The sequence below is a fragment of the Kitasatospora gansuensis genome (genome assembly GCF_014203705.1).
In the GTDB taxonomy this organism is placed as follows: Bacteria; Actinomycetota; Actinomycetes; order Streptomycetales; family Streptomycetaceae; genus Kitasatospora; species Kitasatospora gansuensis.
The window spans coordinates 3415197-3435600 of record NZ_JACHJR010000001.1; the positions used below are offsets into that span (position 1 = coordinate 3415197).

General features: G+C 72.0%; 14 protein-coding genes. 9 read left to right on the forward strand and 5 right to left on the reverse strand.

Annotation, left to right across the window (positions count from 1 at the left end; all coding sequences use genetic code 11):
- The first annotated feature begins 124 nt into the window (after positions 1-124).
- The 6 genes from pdxH to fxsT all read left to right on the forward strand — a co-directional run bounded on the left by pdxH (position 125) and on the right by fxsT (position 9967).
- The gene (gene pdxH / locus F4556_RS14920; RefSeq protein WP_376775701.1) at positions 125-823 is read left to right on the forward strand and encodes a pyridoxamine 5'-phosphate oxidase; all 699 of its coding nucleotides are present in this window, start codon (positions 125-127) and stop codon (positions 821-823) included.
- 202 nt (positions 824-1025) lie between these two features.
- The gene (gene fxsA / locus F4556_RS14925) at positions 1026-1208 is read left to right on the forward strand and encodes an FxSxx-COOH cyclophane-containing RiPP peptide (protein WP_184915438.1); all 183 of its coding nucleotides are present in this window, start codon (positions 1026-1028) and stop codon (positions 1206-1208) included.
- Between the two features lie 27 nt (positions 1209-1235).
- Complete coding sequence (locus F4556_RS14930) at positions 1236-3605, forward strand: FxsB family cyclophane-forming radical SAM/SPASM peptide maturase (protein WP_184915441.1); 2370 nt, start codon at positions 1236-1238, stop codon at positions 3603-3605.
- Between the two features lie 42 nt (positions 3606-3647).
- On the forward strand, positions 3648-4430 hold the full coding sequence (locus tag F4556_RS14935; protein ID WP_184915444.1) for an AAC(3) family N-acetyltransferase: 783 nt from the start codon (positions 3648-3650) through the stop codon (positions 4428-4430).
- A gap of 123 nt (positions 4431-4553) precedes the next feature.
- The gene (locus F4556_RS39445) at positions 4554-5966 is read left to right on the forward strand and encodes a TIR-like protein FxsC (protein ID WP_184915446.1); all 1413 of its coding nucleotides are present in this window, start codon (positions 4554-4556) and stop codon (positions 5964-5966) included.
- Positions 5963-9967 carry an FxSxx-COOH system tetratricopeptide repeat protein gene (fxsT, locus tag F4556_RS14945; RefSeq protein ID WP_184915449.1) on the forward strand — a complete coding sequence of 1335 codons (4005 nt, stop codon included), beginning with the start codon at positions 5963-5965 and terminating at the stop codon, positions 9965-9967. The genes F4556_RS39445 and fxsT overlap by 4 nt, the downstream gene beginning before the upstream one ends.
- A gap of 51 nt (positions 9968-10018) precedes the next feature.
- Here the strand turns inward: fxsT and thpR are convergent, their stop codons facing one another.
- The 3 genes from thpR to F4556_RS14960 all read right to left on the reverse strand — a co-directional run bounded on the left by thpR (position 10019) and on the right by F4556_RS14960 (position 12715).
- Positions 10019-10609: an RNA 2',3'-cyclic phosphodiesterase gene (thpR, locus tag F4556_RS14950; RefSeq protein ID WP_184915452.1), complete on the reverse strand. Its 591-nt coding sequence runs from the start codon at positions 10607-10609 to the stop codon at positions 10019-10021.
- 24 nt (positions 10610-10633) lie between these two features.
- Entirely contained in the window at positions 10634-12154 is a 1521-nt protein-coding gene (locus F4556_RS14955) for an MFS transporter (protein WP_313068312.1), read from the reverse strand.
- Positions 12155-12274: 120 nt separating this feature from the next.
- Positions 12275-12715 carry a MarR family winged helix-turn-helix transcriptional regulator gene (locus tag F4556_RS14960; protein ID WP_376775702.1) on the reverse strand — a complete coding sequence of 147 codons (441 nt, stop codon included), beginning with the start codon at positions 12713-12715 and terminating at the stop codon, positions 12275-12277.
- Between the two features lie 237 nt (positions 12716-12952).
- On the opposite strand from F4556_RS14960, the gene F4556_RS14965 reads away from it, so the two are divergent.
- Complete coding sequence (locus F4556_RS14965; protein ID WP_184915458.1) at positions 12953-13732, forward strand: MHYT domain-containing protein; 780 nt, start codon at positions 12953-12955, stop codon at positions 13730-13732.
- A 57-nt stretch (positions 13733-13789) separates the two neighbouring features.
- Here F4556_RS14965 and F4556_RS14970 read toward each other — a convergent pair whose 3' ends face one another.
- A complete protein-coding gene (locus F4556_RS14970) occupies positions 13790-15487 on the reverse strand; it encodes a hydrogenase maturation protein (protein ID WP_184915460.1) in 1698 nt (565 codons plus the stop codon).
- Between the two features lie 218 nt (positions 15488-15705).
- A complete protein-coding gene (locus F4556_RS14975) occupies positions 15706-17166 on the reverse strand; it encodes an NCS2 family permease (protein ID WP_184915462.1) in 1461 nt (486 codons plus the stop codon).
- 246 nt (positions 17167-17412) lie between these two features.
- Here F4556_RS14975 and F4556_RS14980 point away from each other — a divergent pair, with 246 nt between their 5' ends.
- Together F4556_RS14980 and F4556_RS14985 are read left to right on the forward strand one after the other, a co-directional pair.
- A complete protein-coding gene (locus F4556_RS14980) occupies positions 17413-17691 on the forward strand; it encodes a DUF2530 domain-containing protein (RefSeq protein WP_184915464.1) in 279 nt (92 codons plus the stop codon).
- Positions 17692-17743: 52 nt separating this feature from the next.
- Entirely contained in the window at positions 17744-20254 is a 2511-nt protein-coding gene (locus tag F4556_RS14985) for an HAD-IC family P-type ATPase (protein WP_184915466.1), read from the forward strand.
- The last annotated feature ends 150 nt before the right edge of the window (positions 20255-20404 follow it).

Consider the following 20404-nt stretch of genomic DNA (forward strand, 5'->3'; position numbering starts at 1 on the left):
CCGGACGAACCCGGGCAATCCCCTGCCCGGCGGCGGGTGGGGCGGTGGCGAGACACCTTATCTCCCACCCGGGTTTGCCTGGACGTAGCGGTATCCGACGCTTGTCGTACGGGATGATGTTGCCGTGCCTACCGCGGATCGTCACCCGACCCCTCCGGCCACGCCCACCGAGGCCCGGCCCACCCCGGACCCGAGCGTGATGCGCAAGCATTACCAGCACGAGGGCCTGGCCGAGAAGCAGCTCGCGGCCGAGCCGGTCGCCCAGTTCACCGAGTGGTTCCACCAGGCGGTGGACGCCGGGGTGACCGAGCCCAACGCGATGGTGCTCAGCACCGCCGACGAGCAGGGCCGGCCCAGCTCGCGAACCGTGCTGCTGAAGGGCTACGACCGGCGCGGCTTCGTCTTCTTCACCAACTACGGCTCCCGCAAGGGCAGCGAACTCGCCGTCAATCCCTGGGCCTCGCTGCTCTTTCCGTGGATCTCGATCTCCCGCCAGGTGGTGGTCAACGGCCGGGTCGAGAAGGTCGGCCGGGACGAGACCGCCGCCTACTTCCGCACCCGCCCGCACGGCTCCCAGCTGGGCGCCTGGGCCAGCGAGCAGTCCAGCCCGGTGAGCAGCCGGGAGGTGCTGGAGCAGCGGTACGCGGAGCTGGAGCGGCGCTACCCGGAGGGCGAGGGCGTCCCCGTGCCGCCGTTCTGGGGCGGCTACCGGGTGGTCCCGGAGACCGTGGAGTTCTGGCAGGGCCGGGAGAACCGCCTGCACGACCGACTGCGCTACCTGGCCGAGGGCAACGGCTGGCGGGTCGAGCGGCTCTGCCCCTAGTCGTACCCCGGGCGTGCGCAGCTGACCCTACGTCAATCGCAGTAGTGGCAACTCGCACGAACTGATGGATTTATGGCCATTTGGCGGGCGGTACGTAGGCGCGTCCGGGACACTCGGCGGTAGTCGGGCGGGCCCGAAGCCGGTGCAAGTGACTCCGGGTTACCCCGTTTCCCCGCGCTTCAACCGCAGAAACGAGACTGCAATGGTCACCGCACTCGCCACCCGGCCTGCAGACCGCGACTCCGTCGAGCAGCCCGCCCCACGGGCCTCGCTCGCCGCCCTCGCCGCTCTGGGCACCGATCACCTCACCGCCGAGCTGCACCGGGCGCTGCCCGGCCAGGAGAGCGGCCAGGTCGCCGTGGCGGCCTTCAACTCCTCCATCTGACGGTCGCCGCGCAGCCGACGCCCCGTCATGTCCCGTCCCCCCGCGCCGTTCTCGCAGTTCGTCCTCAAGGTGCACAGCCGCTGTGACCTGTCCTGTGATCACTGCTACGTGTACGAGCACGCCGACACCAGTTGGCGTGGCAAGCCGCGCACCGTCTCGGAGCGCGTCCTCGCGGCGACCGCCGACCGCATCGCGGAGCATGCCCTGGCCCACCGGCTGACGGCCGTCCACGTGGTGCTGCACGGCGGGGAGCCGCTGCTCGCGGGCCCCGCCGTGCTGCGCCGGGCCGCCGAGCTGCTGCGCGCCGCCCTCCCCCCGGGCTGCGCGCTCGACCTGCGCATCCACACCAACGGCGTCCAGCTGTCCGAGCGGTTCTGCGACCTGTTCGCCGAGCTGGACATCAAGGTCGGCATCTCGCTGGACGGCGACCGGGCGGCCAACGACCGGCACCGCAGGTACGCCGACGGCCGCAGCAGCCACGCCAAGGTGCTGGCCGCCGTCGAGCTGCTCCGCCGCCCCGCCTACCGGCACCTGTACGCCGGGCTGCTCTGCACCATGGACGTCGAGAACGACCCGGTCGCCGTCTACGACGCGCTGGTCGAACTCGCCCCGCCCCGGATCGACTTCCTGCTCCCGCACGCCACCTGGGACGATCCGCCGAAACGTCCCTCCGGTGCGGGGCCCGCCCCGTACGCCGACTGGCTGCTGGCCATCCACCGGCGCTGGACGGCGCAGGGCCGCCCGGTGCCGGTCCGGATCTTCGACTCGGTGCACCGCACCCTGCGCGGCCGCTCCAGCCTGACCGAGTCGCTCGGCCTCGACCCGGCCGACCTGGTCGTGGTGGAGACCGACGGCACGCTGGAGCAGGCGGACAGCCTCAAGACGGCGTACGACGGCGCACCCGAGACCGGCTTCGACGTCTTCGCGCACACCCTGGACGAGGTGGCCGGGCACCCGGGCATGATGGAACGTCAGTCCGGCCTGGCCGGACTGAGCGCGGACTGCCGGTCCTGTCCGGTGGTCCGCTCCTGCGGCGGCGGCCTGTACGCGCACCGGTACCGGAGCGGCCGTGGATTCGACAACCCCTCCGTCTTCTGCGGGGATCTGATGAAGCTGATCACCACCATCCGGGACCGGGTCGCCCCCGCGACCACCGTCCCGGCCCAGCCGGGCCCGTCCGAAGGGGCGCTCACCGAGGCCCAGTTGGCCGAGCTGGCCACCGGTCACGGCAGCGCCGCCACCGTCCGGGCCCTGGCTTCGGCCCAACTCGGGCTGACCAGACGGATGCTGGCCGCCCTCTCGGCCGCCGCCCCGGAACCCTGGTCGCTGCTGGCCGAGTTGGACACCACCGCGCCGGACGCGCTGGACGCCGCCCTCGGCCACCCGTACGTCCGGGCCTGGGCGGTGCGCTGCCTGGACCGCGACCCCGGGGCCGACCTGGGCGGCTTCGCCGAGCTGGCGGCCGCGGCGGCGCTCCGGGCCAGACGGGAGTTCGAGCTGCCGGTCCCGGTCCGCGGCGGTGCGGTGCACCTGCCGACGCTGGGCCGGGTCGAGGTCGGCGGCGCGGGCGAGGCGGTGCTGCGCGGCACCCCGGACGGCTTCACCGTCCGCGACGTCACGGTGGGCTGGGACGATCCCGGCGGCGGCGCCTGGCAGCCGGTCCGCCGGGTCGCGCTGCCCGGCTGGACGCTCGCCCTGGAGGACACCGACCCGCAGCGCGACAGCCACCAGTGGCCGGTCACCGACCGGCTGACCGACGGCGAACTGCTGGCCTGGACGGGCAGCCTGCGGGAGGCCTGGGAGCTGCTCGGCCGCGACCTGCCCGAGCACGCGGCCGGCCTGCGGGCCGGGCTCTCCACCGTCACCCCGCTCCGCCCCGGCCCCGCCGGACGGGACGTCAGCGCGGCGGCCCGGCAGGCCTTCGGCGCGGTCGGCATCGCCCGGCCCGGCACCGCCCCGATCCTGGCCCTGCTGCTGGCGCACGAGTTCAACCACGTCAAGCTCGGCGCCGTGCTGGACTTCCACGACCTCTACGACCCGGCCGACGACCGCCTCTTCCACGCCCCCTGGCGCCCCGACCCGCGCCCCCTGGAGGGCCTGCTCCAGGGCACCTACGCCCACCTCGCCGTCACCGAGTTCTGGGCCACCCGCGTCCACGCCTACGCCGGCCTCGACAGCCCCGCCGCCACCCACGCCCGCACCCAGCACACCACCTGGCACACCCACACGGCCACCGCCATCGAAACCCTGGCCGAATCAGGCTCCCTGACCCCGCTGGGCACCCGCTTCACCGAGATCATGCGCTCCACCATCGACCACCCAGGGGCTCGGGGCTCTGCTGATGAGCGGCTCCGCCGCGGGGCGACGCCGACCTCGGAAAACGTGATCCGTGCGTAGGCGGTCAGGCACTTTCGCTCTGACTCAAGGGAGACCGCACCGGTGATCAGCATCAACCAACTGGAGCACGACCTGCGGTCCCTGGGCATCCAGGAGGGCGAAACCCTGCTCGTGCAGTCCTCCCTCCGCGCCGTCGGCCCGATCGCCGGCGGCCCCGCCACCCTGCTCAAGGCGCTCCAACGCGTCCTCGGAGAGCAAGGCACCGTCGTCGCCTACACCGCGACCCCCGAGAACTCCAACACCTCCCGCCTCTCCCTCGCCCCCACCGACGGGATGACGGACCAACAGAAGCAGGCGTACTGGGATTCGCGCCCCCCCTTCGACCCGGACACCACCCCGACGTCACGCATTCTCGGCCACTTCTCCGAAGTGCTGCGGCAGACCCCGGGCGCCCGCCGCAGCCACCACCCGCAGACCTCGTTCGCCGCGATCGGCCGCCTCGCCGCCGAACTGACTGACGGTCACCCGCTCGAATCCCACCTCGGCGAGACCTCCCCGATCGGCCGCCTCTACGCCGGCCGGGCCCGGGCGCTGCTGATCGGCGTACCGGTCTGGTGCTGCACGGCGCTGCACCTGGCGGAGTACCGGCAGCCCGATCCACCGATCCAGACCTACAGCTGCGTGCTGCCGAACGGCAGCTGGCAGTCGTTCGACGCGGTGCACCTGCGGGACGAACACTTCGAGCCGATGACCGGCGTGCTGAGCGAAATGGCCAGCCTGCGCCGGGGGCGGCTGGGTGCGGCGGACTGCTTCGTGATGGACATCGCGGACGGGGTGGACGTGGCCGACAAGTTCCTCCGGGACAACGCCCTATTCCATTCGTGAACCTGACGTTCCTACACTGAAGGCCCTCTGTGGGGGAAAGACGCGGCTGGGAACTGAGCACACCCCGGCTACGTCTGAGACGGTGCACCACCAACACACCGGAAAGTCTCGGGGGAGGCGCGTGTGTACGGCGACGACGACCCTGGCGGGTGGGACGAGAGCGCGGAGCGTCCGTACTTCTTTCTCAGTTACGCGCACGTGCCGAGATCCCGCACCGGTGGGGCCGGTGATCCCAACCAGTGGGTCAACCGCCTCTTCAACGATCTCTGTGACGAGGTGCTGCACCTGACCGACCTGCGCGGCGGAGCGCCGGTCGGTTTCATGGACCAGTCCATGCACCAGGGCCAGTTGTGGGCCGAGCGGCTGTCCCAGGAGCTGGCCAGCTGCCGGGTCTTCGTGCCGCTCTACTCGCCGCGCTACTTCACCAGCGTGGCCTGCGGCCAGGAGTGGCACTCGTTCGTCCAGCGGCCGGTCTTCCCGGAGCGGCAGAGCACCGAGCGGCCGACCGGCATCGTGCCGGTGCTGTGGATCCCGATGAGTGACCATCAGCTGCCCGAGGTGGCCCGTCAACTCCAGTTCAACCACCGGGGTTTCGGCCCCGACTACGAGGCCGAGGGCCTGTACGCACTGATGCGGCTCGGCTACTTCCGCCGGGCGTACGAGCTGGCCGTGCACCGGCTGGCCGAGCGGATCGTGGACGTGGCGGCCAGCACGGTGATCCCGCCGGGGCGGCCGCTGGACTTCCAGGCCCAGCCGAGCGCCTTCCCGACGCCGCGCACCCGGCAGTTGCGGATCTCGGTGCTCTCCTACCCGCGGACCGAGCTGCCGGAGGGCCGGAATCCGGACTACTACGGGCCGAAGCCCACCGACTGGCGCCCGTACCAGCCCACCTCGGCCCGGCCGCTGGCCGACCACGCGGCCAGGGTGGCACGGCAGTTGGGGTTCGAGCCGAGCGTGCACGCGTACGAGGACGAGGCCGAGGCGATCCTCGCCGAGGGCCCGCCGACCGCGCCCGGGCTGCTGCTGCTGGACCGCTGGGCGCTGCGGGACGAGACCCGGCGGGAGGCGGTGGTGGACTTCGACCGGCGCAACCCGTCCTGGGTGAGCGTGCTGGAGCCGTGGAACAGCGCCGACCCGGACTGCGTGGCCGACGACGGGGAGCTGACCGAGCTGAGCGCCCGTACGCTGCGGGCCCAGCACCGCGACAGCAGGCCCAGCTTCCACGGCACCCCGACCGAGCTGGGCACCCTGGAGGAGTTCGAGGCCGCGCTGCCCCGGGCGGTGATGCGGGCCAAGTACGCCTTCGAGGAGAGTTCCAGACCACCGACGGGTCAGAGCAACCAGCCCGAAGGGACCGGCAGTTCGGGCAGCGCCAGGCCGAGCCTGCGCCGGGCCTTCGAGAATCCGCCGGGCACCAGGGACGAGCCGCAGGTCCGACGGCCCTGGCTCCGGGACGACCGGGACAGCGACCAGCCGCGCTATCACGAGGAGGACGATTCTCCCCCGGGGATCGCCTTCGGGGGAGGAGAGCTATGACCGACAAGCCGACCAGGAAGCTCCGGATGGCCGACCCGGTGGAGGACGCCGAGCCGCAGGCCAACGAGGACCGCCAGGGCCGGGTGGTGACCTTCTACTCCTACAAGGGCGGTACCGGCCGCACCATGGCGCTGGCCAACACCGCCTGGATCCTGGCCGCCAACGGCTTCCGGGTGCTCACCGTGGACTGGGACCTGGAGGCACCGGGCCTGGCCAAGTTCTTCCGGCCCTTCCTCGACCAGGGCGCGCTGGCGGGCACCACCGGGATGATGGACCTGATCACCGACTACCGGGAGGAGGCGCTCCGCGAGGTCGAGCACCCGCCGGGCTGGCACCAGGACTTCGCCCGGGTCCACCCGCACGCGCTCTCGCTCTCCTGGCCCGGGTTCCCGCCCGGCGGCAGTCTGGACTTCCTCTCCGCCGGGCAGCTGAACCGGGACTACTCCGAGGTGGTCGGGCGGCTCGACTGGGACCTCTTCTACGACCGGTTCGACGGCGGGCAGTTCTTCGACGCCCTGAAGCGGGACATGAGCCGCCGGTACGACTACATCCTGATCGACAGCCGGACCGGCCTGTCCGACATCGCCGAGATCTGCACCGTGCAGATGCCGGACGACCTGGTGGTCTGCTTCACCCTGAGCGACCAGAGCATCGAGGGCGCCTCGAAGATCGCCCAGCACATCAACGACCGGTACCGGGAGCGGGCGATCCGCATCCTGCCGGTGCCGATGCGGATCGACGAGGGCGAGAAGGAGAAGGCCGACGCCGGCCGGGCGCTGGCCCGGCTACGGTTCTCCGGGCTGCCCGAGGGACTGGTCGAGGAGGAACTCGCCCACTACTGGGGCTCGGTGGAGATCCCGTACCGGCCGTTCTACGCCTACGAGGAGATCCTCGCCACCTTCGGAGACCAGACCGGCACCCCGACCTCGATGCTGGCCGCCTGCGAGCGGCTCACCTCGGTGCTGACCAAGGGCCGGGTCACCGCGCTGCCGCCGCTGGACGAGGACGTCCGGCTGCACTGGGTGGAGGCGTACACCCGGCGGCGGCCGACCGTGCCCGCCGACCTCTACCTCTCCTTCGTGCCGGAGGACCGGATCTGGGCGGACTGGATCGCCGCCGTGCTGGAGAGCGCCGGGTTCCGGGTGGTGCCCCGGGACATCGGCGCCGGGGCGGACTCCCGGGCGGAGACCGAGCGCGGCATCGACGCCGCGTACCGGACCGTCGCGGTGCTCTCCGGCGCCTATCTGAGGGCCCCTCAGGCCCGCGCGCTGTGGGACTCGATGGGCGGCTTCGACCCCTCCGGCAGCCGTCGGCAGATCGTCCCGGTCCGGGTCAGCGACGTCCGGCTGAACGCGCCGTTCGTCAGCCGCAACCCGGTCGACCTGGTCGGCCGGGACGAGACCCAGGCCGCCGCGATCCTGCTCCGCGCGCTCGGCCGGGCCGACGCCGAGATCGACGCCGAGGTGCAGATCCCGCGCTTCCCCGGCACCAAGCCCTCGTTCTGGTCGGTGCCGCAGCGCAACCCGTCCTTCACCGGCCGGGCCAAGGTGCTGGAGGAGCTGCGCGAGCAGCTGGTCGGCGGCCCGATGGTGGTGCTGCCGACCCCGCAGACGCTGTACGGGCTCGGCGGCGTCGGCAAGACCCAGCTGGCGCTGGAGTACGCGCACCGCTACATGTCGCACTACGACCTGGTGTGGTGGATCGACGCCGAGCAGACCGAGCTGATCCCGACCGCGCTGGCCGAGCTCGCGGGCCGGCTCGGGCTGCGGGTCGGCGACAGCGTCAACGAGTCCGCCGAGGCGGCCAGAGAGGCGCTGCGCCGGGGCAACCCGACCTCGCGCTGGCTGCTGATCTTCGACAACGCCGACGAGCCGGGCGAGATCCGCCGGTTCTTCCCCGGCGGATCCGGGCACATCCTGGTCACCTCGCGGAACCAGGCCTGGTCCGGCCAGGCCGGCGTGCTCGGGGTGGACGTCTTCACCCGCGGCGAGAGCGTCGAGCACCTGTGCCGCCGCACCAGGGGCCTGTCCCGGGCGGACGCCGACCGGGTGGCCGAGGCGGTCGGCGACCTGCCACTGGCGGTCGAGGTGGCGGCCGCCTGGCTGGACACCACCCGGACCCCGGTGGACACCTACGTCCTGCAGCTCCAGCAGGAGGCCACCCGGGCACTCGCGGTCGGCCGCCCGGCCGACTACCCGACGCCGGTCGGCGCGACCTGGAACGTCTCGATCGCCCGGCTGCGCGAGCAATCGCCCGCCGCCGTACGGCTGTTGCAGCTCTGCGCGTTCTTCGCGCCGGAGCCGATCTCGATGGACCTGTTCTACAGCGACCAGATGATCAAGTCGCTGGTCAGGTACGACGAGGACCTCAGCGACACCTTCATGCTGGGCAAGGTGATCCAGGCGGTCGGCCGGTACGCGCTGGCCAAGGTGGACGCGGGCAGCAACAGCTTCCAGGTGCACCGGCTGGTGCAGGCGGTGGTCCGCTCCGAGATGGACGACGCGGCCCGGGAGGCCGCGATGCACGAGGTGCACCGCATCCTGGTCGGCGCCAGGCCGACCCTCGGCGACACCGACAACCCGGCCAACTGGCCCCGGTTCGAACGGATCTGGCCGCACCTGGCCCCGTCCAGGGCGCAGGACTGCGACGAGCGGGAGACCCGCGAGCTGCTGATCGACCGGGTCCGCTACCTGTGGAAGCGCACCGACCTGGACCGGGCCCGGCTGCTGGCCGAGCAGCTGGACGCCACCTGGACCGCCCGGCTGGCCGGCGAGCGGGACGACGGCGAGGCCAGGCACCTGCGCCGCCAGGTGCTCAGCCTCAACTTCCAGCGCGGCAACGTGCTGCGCTCGCAGGGCAGTTTCGCCGAGGCCCGGGCGCTCGACGAGCGCACCCTGGCCGGCCAGAAGGCGCTGCTGGGCGAGCACAACCCGTACACCCTGATGACGGCGGGTTCGCTCGGCGCCGACCTGCGGGCGCTCGGCCGGTTCCAGGACGCCCTGGAACTGGACCTGGAGACGTACGGTCAGTTCCGCGAGCTGTTCGGCGAGGAGAACGCCCGCACCCTGTCGATCGCCAACAACCTGGCGATCGACTACCGCCTGGTCGGCGACAGCGAGGCCGCCCGCGACCTGGACCAGGACACCTTCGACCGGCGGCTCGCGGTGCTCGGCCCGAAGCACCCGTACACCCTCTCCAGCAAGTCCAACCTGGCCCGCGACCTGCGCGAGATCGGCGACTACAAGGGCTCGATCGAGCTGCTCAGGGAGGTCACCGAGGAGCTCGCCGGGGTGCTCCAGGCCGATCTGCCGGAGAACCTGCGCAACGCCAAGTCCCTTGCGGTGTCGCTGCGTCGGGACGGCCACCTGCGGGAGGCCAGGCAGCTCACCATGCAGACCTACGAGCGCTACCTGGACCGGGTCGGCGCCGATGCGGCGGAGACCCTGGCCTGCGCGCTCAACCTGGCGGCCGACCACAGCGCCTCCGGCGACAAGGAGGCCGCCCGGGACCTGGCGACCACCGTCTACGAGGGGCACCAGCGGCTGTTCGGCGACGAGCACCCGTTCACCCTGGCCTGCGAGAACAACCTCGGCATCTACCTGCGCGGCAGCGGCGACGTGGACGCGGCGATCCGGCGCGGCACGCACACCGTGCAGAACCTCCGGGCGGTGCTCGGCCCCGACCACCCGTTCACCCTGAACGCGATGATCAACCTGGCCAACGCCTACGGCGACGGCGGACTGCCCGCCAAGGCCGAGGAGTTGGAGCGGGCCGCCTACGCCGGACTGTGCAACCGGTACGGCCCCGCCCACCCGGACGCCATCGCCTGCGAGTCCAACCTCGCGGTCACCCTGCGCAAGTCCAATCCCGCCCAGGCCGCCGAACTCCGCGAGCACGCCCTGTCCGAGCTCCTCCGCCTGTTCGGCGAGGAGCACCCCAACACCGTCTCCACCCGGGGCTGGCGCCGGATCAACCGAGACCTGGAGCCGCAGCCGGTCTGATCCCCGTACGGGCGGGGGCTCCCCCGCCCGTACGGGTGTCCTGACCAGGGGTCAGGCACTCCAGTCCGCCAGCGGCAGGCGCTCCAGCACCGTGTAGCGGGACGGGCCGAAGCCCTGCTCACTGCGCATCAGACAGAGCTCACCGGCCTGCCACTCACCGCCCCGGAAACCGTCCAGCGCCCCGGCCAGCGACTGCAGGTCGCCCGCGTCGGTCCGCCGGGCGGCCCGGCGGCGGCCCTGCGAGGAGCCCGCGCGAGCCAGCGTCAGATGCGGATGGAAGCCGAACTGGTCGGTCTCGACGCCGAGTTCGTTGACACCCTCGCGCACCGCCTCGGCCAGCCGCTTCAGCGCCCAGACCTCGCCGTCCACTCCGGCCCAGAGCACCCGGTCACCGAAGCACCCACCCCCGGCCAGCCGCAGCAGGTGCGCCCCGTGCTCCCCGGCCACCCGCTCCAGCAGCCCGGTCAGCCCCGGCAGCTCGGTCACCGGCACCTCCCCCAGGAAGGCGAGCGTCAGGTGCCACCCGTCGACCCCGCTCCAGCGCAGCCGCTCCGCCCCGGGCAGCTCGCGCAACGGCGCCACCGCGTCGGCCAGTTCCTGTACCGCTGCCACCGGCGGGTTCACCGCCACGAAGAGCCTCATGACTCCATGATCCCCCGCCGGCGGTCAGCAGGCGGTGGCCAGCTCGCGGCTGCGGACCGGGGTGCGCGGCACGAAGGCCACCACCCGGGAGCCCCGGTGCAGGTCGACCCGGACCTTGAGGTCGGCGGACCTGGCCAGCACCAGGCCGACCACCAGGGCGGCCAGCGCGGAGACCGCGCCGCAGGCCAGCAGGCCGAGCCGGGGCCCGTACACGTCGGTGACCCAGCCGACCACCGGGGCGCCGACCGGCGTGCCGCCGGTGAAGACCAGCACCAGCAGCCCGCTCACCCGGCCGCGCATCTCCGGGTCGGTGGACAGCTGGATCATCGAGTTGACCGAGGTGTTGAAGGTCAGCCCGAAGACCCCGATCAAGGTCAGCAGCAGCGCGAACGACCAGTACCCGGGGGCGAAGGCGGCCAGCACCTCCAGCGCGCCGAAGACCAGCGCCGCGCCGACCAGCCGGCGCAGCCGGGGCACCCCGCGCCGGGCGGCGAGCAGCGCGCCGGCCAGCGAACCGACCGCCATCGCGGTGTTCAGCAGGCCGTACTGCCCGGCACCGACGTGGAAGGTGTCAGAGGCGAAACCCGCCAGCAGGGTCGGGAAGTTGAACCCGAAGGTGCCGATGAAACCGGCCAGCACCATCGGCCAGAGCAGCTCCGGACGCTCCTTCACATACCGGAGCCCCTCCCGGAGTTGGCCGCTCTGCCGGGTCACCGGCTCGGTCGGGCGCAGCTCGCTGGTGCGCATCGCCAGCAGGCCGCCGATCACGGCGGCGAAGGACAGTGCGTTGACCGCGAAGGCCCAGCCGCTGCCGACCGCGGCGATCAGCAGACCGGCCACCGCCGGGCCGATCAGCCGGGCGGTCTGGAAGTTGGCGGCGTTCAGGCTGACCGCGTTGGCCAGGTCCTTGGCGGGCACCATCTCACTGACGAAGGCCTGCCGGGTGGGGTTGTCCACCACCGTGACCAGGCCGAGCAGCAGCGCGAAGACGTAGACGTACCCGGCGGTGACCGCGCCGGAGACGGTGAGCACCGCGAGGCCGACGGCCAGCAGGCCCATCGCGCCCTGGGTGGCGATCAGCAGCCGCCGCTTGGGCAGCCGGTCGGCCAGTACGCCGCCCCAGAGGCCGAGCAGCAGCATCGGGAGGAACTGCATCGCGGTGGTGATGCCGACCGCGAGCGGGCTGCCGGTCAGGCTGAGCACCAGCCAGTCCTGGGCGATCCGCTGCATCCAGGTGCCGGTGTTGGAGACCACCTGACCGGCGAAGTAGTAGCGGTAGTTACGGACCCGCAGGGAGGAGAACATCCCGCCGGGCCGGGTGAAGCGGGCCCCCGTGGGGCCGTCCCCTCCCGGTGTCTGCCGGGTCGGGGCGGACGCGGCGGTCGGTGCCGCCGCGGTGCGTTCGTCGGGGTCGTCGTCGCCGCTGCCGGGCAGACCCACGGGGGTCGGCGCCAGGCTGTCGGCGGGGGCAGCGGTGGTCGCTGCCGATTCGGTCGTGGAGTCGTCGGTACGGATGGCGGCGCTGGCGGCGGCCGGCGGTGTCACGGTGCTCTCCCCTCGAAGCGCGACCACGGTGGCGACCGTGGTGGCGCTGCTGGTTGCTCGGTTGCGTGTTGCGGTGATGCGGTACTCCTTCTTCCGGTCCCGACGTCCTTCGACCGCGTCCTAGAGATGGGCCAGCTTGTAGAGGACGGGTGCGGCCTCCTTGAGTACCGCCCACTCCTCCTCGGTCAGCCCCTGGGCCAGTTCGGCCAGCCAGGCGTTCCGCTTGCGGCGGCTCTCCGCGAGGATCGCCTCCGCCTGCTCGGTGGCGCTGACCACCACCTGTCGGCGGTCGTCCGGGTGCGGCTCGCGCCGTACCAGGCCCTTCTCCTCCAGCATCGCGATGATCCGGGTCATCGACGGCGGCTGGACGTGCTCCTTCCTGGCGAGCTCGCCAGGGGTGGCTCGGCCGCACCTGCCGAGGGTGCCGAGCACCCCGATCTCGGTGGGGCTCAACGACTCCTCGACCCGCTGGTGTCGCAACCGGCGGGAAAGGCGCATGGCGGACGAACGCAGCTGGCTGACCGCTGCGAGGTCCTCCTCGGACATCTCGGGCATAGTCATTAGCCTATCTCATTACTCTCGCTAATAAAAACGCATACCCGCCGGTCGCCGGGATCCCTGGACATCCCGTCAGGACTTCGTGCCCAGCCTTTGTCCTACTCGTGAAGGACCCACCCTGAGCTGGGAGTTCACCAAATCCCCCAGGGTTGCCCCGAACCTGACCCGCCGTTAGCCTCCAGATTGTCAGGAACACAGCACGCCGGCACAGTGCTCCCCGCCCCCGTCCAGGGAGTCTTCTTGGGTCACATCGACCACGCCGTCCACGGTTGGGCCACCCCGGCGATCTCGTACTTGGCCGCCTGCCTCGGTGCCCTGCTCGCCCTCCGCAGCACCCGCTGGGCGCTGCTCACCGAGGGCCGGACCAGACGGAACTGGCTCGCCTTCGCCTCGGTCTCGCTCGGCGTCGGGATCTGGAGCATGCACTTCATCGCGATGCTCGGCTTCGCGGTCCGCGGCGCCGAGATCCGCTACAACGTCCCGCTCACCGTGCTCAGCCTGGTGGTCGCCATCGTGGTGGTCGGCGCGGGCATCTTCACCGTCGGCTACAGCAACCACCCGGTCGGCTCGCTGCTGGCCGGCGGCGTGGCCACCGGGGTCGGCGTGGCCGCCATGCACTACCTGGGCATGGCCGCGATGCGGATCTCCGGCAGCATCTCGTACGACCTCCCCATCGTGGCCGCCTCGGTCGGCATCGCGATCTTCGCGGCGACCGCCGCGCTCTGGGCCGCGCTGAACATCCAGGGCACCGCGGCCGTCCTGGCCGCCGCGCCGGTGATGGGGATCGCGGTCTGCGCGATGCACTACACCGGCATGACCGCGATCAGCGTCCAGCTCTCGGCGGTCCGCAGCACACCCCCCGGGGTGATCGGGCTGCAGTTCGTCTTCCCGCTCGCGGTCGGCCTCGGCACCTACGTGTTCTCCAGCGCGCTGGCGTTCGCCGTGGCCCCGAGCAAGGAGGCCGGGCGCTCCTCGGTCTTCCTCGGCCCGGCCGCCCCCCTGACCGTCCGGACCCGTTGACCGGACGCGAGAGGGCCCCCGCCGCTGCCCGGCGGGGGCCCTTTCATGTCCGCTCCGTCAGCCGCGCAGGTGCGCCGGGGTCTCGGCCGGGCAGCTCTTGTGCACGAAGGCCCGCCGCAGCTGGTGGTAACTCTCGCCGGGGTCCAGGAAGTTGTGCCGCATCCGGGTCAACTCCTCGCCCCGGTACGCCGCCAGCGGCTTGACCGCCTCATCGTCGGCCCGCTGCCGCTTCTTCGCCAGCAGCCGCGCCGCCAACTCACCCGACCTGGTGACCAGTTCGGCCTGCTCCTGCACCCAGCCCCGGAACGCGGTCGAGTCCCCGCCGGAGACCCGGTCCACCAGGCCGAGCGCCAGCGCCTCCCTGGCACCCACCGGCAGCGCGGCAGCGGTCAGCCGCTCGGCCTGCTCGGCGCCGACCCTGCGCGGCAGCGTGTACGTCCAGTACTCGGAGCCGTACAGCCCCATCAGCCGGTAGTGCGGGTTGAGCACCGCCGAGGACCGGCACCAGACCTCGTCCGCGGCCAGCGAGAGCATCAGCCCGCCGGCCGCCGCGTTCCCGGCCAGCGCCGCCACCACGTACTTGTCGGTGCTGGTCAGGATCGCCTCGACCAGGTCGTCCATCGCGTTGATGTTCGCCCAGGACTCCTCGGCCGGATCGGCCGCCGCCTCGATCACGTTCAGGTGGATGCCGTTGGAGAAGAAGTCCCGCGCGGGGCCGAGCACCAGCACCGAGGTCGGCCGGGCCACCGCCGCCCGGTACGCGGCCAGCAGCCGACGGCACTGCGCCGTGCTCATCGCCCCACCGGGGAAGGCGAATTCGAGGTAGCCGACCTCCCCCGCCTCCCGGTACCGGATCTCCGACCAGGTCTGCCGCCCGGCCGCCGCCGCAGGCGTGACCGGCACCTCCGGCACCCCGGCCAGCACCAGCGCGGGCCCGAGCACCCGGGCCGCGGGCAGCTTGAAGGCCGGCGGCCCACCCGCCTCCCGGCGTGGCCGCAGCTGCGGGATCCAGACCGCGCCGTCCACCGTGGCCCGGCACACCGCACCGTCCCGGCTGGCGATCAACTCCCCCGGCCTGCCGCGCAGTTCGTCCTCGGCGCAGCCGCCGTGCAGGAAGTACTCGCGGCCCAGCAGGGTGTCCAGCACCCCGGGCTGGCTGTCCGCCGCCCGCAACTTGCGCAGCACCGTCGCGGTGTCGTCCACCGCCCAGTCGATCCGCCGGAACTCCTGCGCGTGGTACGGGCGGAGCTGCCCGGTGACGTCCCACTGCGAGTAGTCCAGCGGCTCGGGCGCGTACCAGCCGCTCTCGAACCGCTCGACCGCCAGCAGCACCGCCTCGGCCGCCGCGTCCGCGACCTCGTTCCGGTACAACTCGCTCTTCCCGCCGGCCCGGACGGTGAACGGCACCGAGGCCCAGATCGGCCCGGCGTCCATCTCCGCCACCGCCTGCAGCACCGTCACGCCCCACTCGGCCGCACCCTGGTGGATCGCCCAGTCCAGCGAGGAGGGCCCCCGGTCACCCTTCGGCCCCGGGTGCACGATCAGCACCGGATACCGCTGCCAGACGTCCTCCGGAACCGCCCGGGTCAACATCGGCGCCAGAATCAGATCCGGCTGGAACCGGGCCACCCCGGCCCGTACCGCCTCGTCCCCCAGGGCGAGTTCGACCCCGAGCGTGTGGCCGCGCTCGCGCAGCTCCACGTGGACGCGCTGGGTCAGGCTGTTGAAAGCGCTGGCGATCAGCAGAATGCGCATGTGCCCTCCGACGGCAGGTCAGCAGTACCGCGAACTCCCCCCGTTCACACCCTGCTCAGCCCCGCCCCGAGCCCCGGGCGAGCATCATCCAAACATGTCCATGCCCATTCGAACGGCCACCCCTGGGACCTCTACAACACCCCTCCCAAACACCCTCCGGGAACGCACGGAGCCCTCCCACGCGGTGCGCGGGAGGGCTCCTGGTGACGCGGGTCCGGTCAGCCGAGGCCGAGGGCCGGCATCAGGTAGTAGAAGGCGAAGACCGCGGCGACCGCGTAGAGCGCGACTGGGACGGTGCGGCCGCGGCCGGCCGCGAGGCGCAGCACGCAGAAGGTGATGAAGCCGAAGCCGATGCCGTTGGTGATGCTGTAGCTGAACGGCATCAGGACCATGGTCAGGAAGGCCGGCACGGCGATCGTGTAGTCGGACCAGTCGATGTCCCGGATCGAGTTGGCCAGGATCAGGAAGCCGACGGTGACCAGGGCCGGGGTGGCGGCCTGGGCCGGGACCATGGTGGCGAGCGGGGTGAGGAAGAGCGCGACCAGGAAGAGCGCGCCGGTGACGATCGAGGCGAAGCCGGTCCTGGCGCCCTCGCCGACGCCCGCGGTGGACTCGACGAAGCAGGTGTTGGCGGAGGAGGAGGTCGCGCCGCCCGCGGCGGTGGCGATGCCGTCGACCATCAGGATCTTGTTGATGTTGGGCAGGTCGCCCTTCTCGTCCAGCAGGTGGGCCTCGTCGGCGACGCCGAGGATGGTGCCCATCGCGTCGAAGAAGCAGGACATCAGCACGGTGAAGACGAACAGGCAGCCGGTCAGCAGGCCGACCTTGCCGAAGCCGCCGAACAGGCTGACCTGACCGACCAGACCGAAGTCGGGAGCGGCCACCGGGTTGCCAGGCCACTCCGGCACGGTCAGGCCCCAGGAGGCCGCCGGGACGCTGGCGGCCTGGTCGACCAGGACCGCGACGGCGGTCATCGCGGCGATGCTGATCAGGATCGCGCCGGGGACCTTGCGGATCATCAGGGCCAGGGTGAGCAGCAGGCCCAGGATGAAGATCAGCACCGGCCAGCCGTTCAGGTGGCCGTCCGAGCCGAGCTGGAGCGGGACGGTGGTGTGCGCGGCGTCCGGGATCCGGCTGACGAAGCCCGCGTCGACCAGGCCGACCAGGCAGATGAAGAGGCCGATGCCGATCGCGATCGCCTTGCGCAGGCCGAGCGGCACCGCGTTCATCACCCGCTCGCGGAGCCCGGTGGCCACCAGGATCATGATCGCGAAGCCGGCCAGCACCACCATGCCCATGGCGTCCTGCCAGGTCATCCGGGGGGCGAGCTGGAGCGCGACGATGGTGTTGACGCCGAGGCCGGCCGCCAGGCCGATCGGTACGTTGCCGATCACGCCCATCAGCAGCGTGGTCAGACCGGCCGTCAGGGCGGTCGCGGTGACCAGCTGAGCACTGCTCAGGTGGGTGCCGTTCATGTCGACCGCACTGGCCAGGATGATCGGGTTGAGCACCAGGATGTACGCCATCGTGAAGAACGTGGCGACACCGCCGCGGACCTCACGGGCGAGCGTGGAACCACGCTCGGAGATCTTGAAGAACCGGTCCAGCGGGCTGGACGGCTGCGGGGCGGCCTGGGAGGGCTCGGGCGACTTTGCGGTCGGCTGGGCCAGCGGAGACATTCGCGTCCTCGTCAGATGTGGGGGAGGTGAGGAGGGCGGAGACCCGGAGCGTCACTGGCCGGGGCTGCCGGGCGACGGCCGGGCAGTTGGGGATCGCACCAGGGCCGTAGCGGATTCTCAGTATGGATTCCCCGGTCGTGCACGCGCTATCTTCGCGCGTAGAAAGAGCCCATTACGGTCAGATTCGATCACGCGACCCGGCCCACCACTACGGTCCCGACCACCCCGCCCCGTAGGCTGGGCCCCATGGCCAAGACCGCACTGCGCCCCTCTCCCCCACCGCTGGAAGCGAACGACGTGGCGATCGTCGGCGGCGGCACGGTGCTCTGGTTCGTCGGCTTCCTGGTGCTGATCCCGTTCAAGGGCAGCCTGGAGCGGAGCGGCCACGGCAGCTGGCCGTGGATCTGCCTGGTCGGAGCCGCGCTCGGACTGATCGGCCTCTGGTACTGCCGGGCCCGCCGGGACGCGATCCGCCGCAGCAAGGAAGAGGCGGCGGCCGAGAGCCCCGCCACTCGGTTGGACTGAATCGGACCAAGGTAGGGCGCACTGCGCAAATCGCCCACCTAGAGTCGGTCCCATGACTCACCCTGCGGAGAACACGGCGACCGAGCCCGGCGACGACCCGCCCGCCGCCCGCCGCCCCCGGCAGGAGGACCACGGGCGCCCGGGCGGCCTGACCGCCGCCGAGGTCGCCGAACGGGTGGCCCGCGGCGAGGTGAACGACGTACCCGTCCGCTCCAGCCGGTCGACCCGCGAGATCGTCCGGGCCAACGTGTTCACCCGGTTCAACGCGATCATCGGCGTCATGTTCGGCATCATCCTGGTGGTCGGACCGCTCCAGGACGGGCTGTTCGGCCTGGTCATCGTCGCCAACACGGCGATCGGCATCATCCAGGAGCTGCGCGCCAAGAAGACCCTGGACGGCCTGGCGCTGATCGGCGAGGCCAAGCCGCAGGTCCGCCGGGACGGCACCGAGCAGCAGGTCGCGGTGGCCGGCATCGTGCTCGACGACACCGTGCTGCTCGGCATCGGCGACAAGGTGATCGTGGACGGCAAGGTCACCGAGGCGGACAACCTGGAGATCGACGAGTCGCTGCTCACCGGCGAACCGGACCCGGTGCTCAAGCAGCCCGGCGACCAGGTGATGTCCGGCAGCTTCGTGGTCGCCGGGGCCGGCGCGTTCACCGCCACCAAGGTCGGCCGGGCCGCGTACGCCGCGCAGCTCGCCGAGGAGGCCAGCCGGTTCACCCTGGTCAGGTCGGAACTGCGGAGCGGCATCGACGCGATCCTGAAGTTCATCACCTGGCTGCTGATCCCGACCGCGATCGGCCTGATCATCAGTCAGCTCGCGGTGGAGCGGAACGACTGGCGCGAGGCGGTCCGCCGGATGGTGGCCGGCATCGTGCCGATGGTGCCCGAGGGCCTGGTGCTGCTCACCTCGGTGGCCTTCGCGATCGGCGTGGTCCGGCTCGGCCGCAAGCAGTGCCTGGTGCAGGAGCTGCCCGCGATCGAGGGCCTGGCCCGGGTGGACACCGTCTGCCTGGACAAGACCGGCACCCTCACCGAGGGCGGCATGGACCTGGTCGAGCTCCGCCCGCTGGCCACCCGGGACGGCGGGGGCGCCGACGGTGGGAGCGCCGACGGCCACCTGCGGCCGGACGCCCCGCTGGCCAACCACGTGCTCGCCGACCGACAGGTGCTGCAACAGGCGCTCGGCGCGATGGGCGGCGCCGACTCCCGGCCCAACCCCAGCATGCAGGCGGTGATCGACGCCTACGGCGACGGCCACGCGGACGGTGAGCGCTGGCGGGTGCTGGAGGCGATGCCGTTCTCCTCGGCCCGGAAGTGGAGCGGCGTACAGCTGCTGGAACCGGCCGGCACCGAGGCCAGCTGGCTGCTCGGCGCCCCGGACGTCCTGCTCCCGGCCGGCCACCCGGCGCTGGCCGAGGTGGACGAGCTCGGCTCCCGCGGCCTGCGGGTCCTGCTGCTCGGCCGGACCCCGCAGCCGCTCGACGCCCCGGACCCGGCCGCCGACCTCCAGCCGCTGGCCCTGCTGGTGCTCCAGCAACGGCTGCGCGAGGACGCCGCGGACACCCTGCGGTACTTCGAGGGTCAGCAGGTCGAGGCCAAGGTGATCTCCGGCGACAGCGCGGTCTCGGTCGGCGCGGTCGCCGCCCACCTCGGACTGCCGGGCGCCGAACTGCCCTTGGACGCCCGGACCCTGCCCACCGACCCGGCGGAACTGGCCGAGGTCGCCGAACGGACCACCGTGTTCGGGCGGGTGACGCCGCAGCAGAAACGCGAACTGGTCGGCGCGATGCAGTCCCGGGGCCACACCGTGGCGATGACCGGCGACGGCGTCAACGACGTGCTCGCCCTCAAGGACGCCGACATCGGCGTGGCGATGGGCTCCGGCAGCGAGGCGACCCGGGCGGTGGCCCAGATCGTGCTGCTGAACGACAGCTTCGCCACCCTGCCCTCGGTGGTCGCCGAGGGCCGCCGGGTGATCGGCAACATCGAACGGGTGGCCAACCTCTTCCTGGTGAAGACGGTCTACTCGGTACTGCTGGCCCTGCTGGTGGTGATCACCCACGTGCCGTACCCGTTCCTGCCCCGGCACTCCACCGTGCTGAGCGCACTGACCATCGGCATCCCGGCCTTCTTCCTGGCCCTGGCACCGAACAACGAACGGGCCAGGACCGGCTTCGTCCGCCGGGTGCTCCGCCTCGCCGTCCCGGGCGGCGCGATCGCGGGCACCGCCACCTTCACCGCGTACATGCTGGCCAGGTCCGACCACGCGACCGACCTCAAGGCGGACACCAGCGTCGCGACGCTGACGCTGTTCCTGGTGGCGATGTGGGTGCTGGCGATCGTGGCCCGCCCGTACAACTGGCTGCGGATCGCGCTGATCGCCACCATGGGCGGGGCGTTCGCGCTGGTGCTGCTGGTGCCGTGGCTGTCGGACTTCTTCCAGCTCTCGCTGGCCGGCACCCGGGACCCGTGGGTCGGGGTCGGCATCGCGGCGATCGCGGGGCTGCTGCTGGAGGTGGTCTGGCGGGTCATCGTCCGCCGGAGCGGGGACAGTTGAGCGGTGGTATCCCCCTGGAGCCGGACGAAGATCATGTGACATGATCCGCACGGCTTTCGGTCCGTGCGACTATCGCACGCGGCCAAACGGGGGCCGAGGTCCGCTCCGCCGTGCCGACTGCCGGCGGTGCCGATTCTTCGGAGGCACACC

Excerpts from the sequence above, each read along its gene's own strand:
- F4556_RS14960 (WP_376775702.1), bottom strand. The coding sequence starts at position 12,715 with ATGACTATGCCCGAGATGTCCGAGGAGGACCTCGCAGCGGTCAGCCAG.
- F4556_RS14980 (WP_184915464.1), top strand. The coding sequence starts at position 17,413 with ATGGCCAAGACCGCACTGCGCCCCTCTCCCCCACCGCTGGAAGCGAAC.
- F4556_RS14970 (WP_184915460.1), bottom strand. The coding sequence starts at position 15,487 with ATGCGCATTCTGCTGATCGCCAGCGCTTTCAACAGCCTGACCCAGCGC.
- F4556_RS14975 (WP_184915462.1), bottom strand. The coding sequence starts at position 17,166 with ATGTCTCCGCTGGCCCAGCCGACCGCAAAGTCGCCCGAGCCCTCCCAG.
- fxsT (WP_184915449.1), top strand. The coding sequence starts at position 5,963 with ATGACCGACAAGCCGACCAGGAAGCTCCGGATGGCCGACCCGGTGGAG.
- F4556_RS14985 (WP_184915466.1), top strand. The coding sequence starts at position 17,744 with ATGACTCACCCTGCGGAGAACACGGCGACCGAGCCCGGCGACGACCCG.
- F4556_RS14930 (WP_184915441.1), top strand. The coding sequence starts at position 1,236 with ATGTCCCGTCCCCCCGCGCCGTTCTCGCAGTTCGTCCTCAAGGTGCAC.
- thpR (WP_184915452.1), bottom strand. The coding sequence starts at position 10,609 with ATGAGGCTCTTCGTGGCGGTGAACCCGCCGGTGGCAGCGGTACAGGAA.
- fxsA (WP_184915438.1), top strand. The coding sequence starts at position 1,026 with ATGGTCACCGCACTCGCCACCCGGCCTGCAGACCGCGACTCCGTCGAG.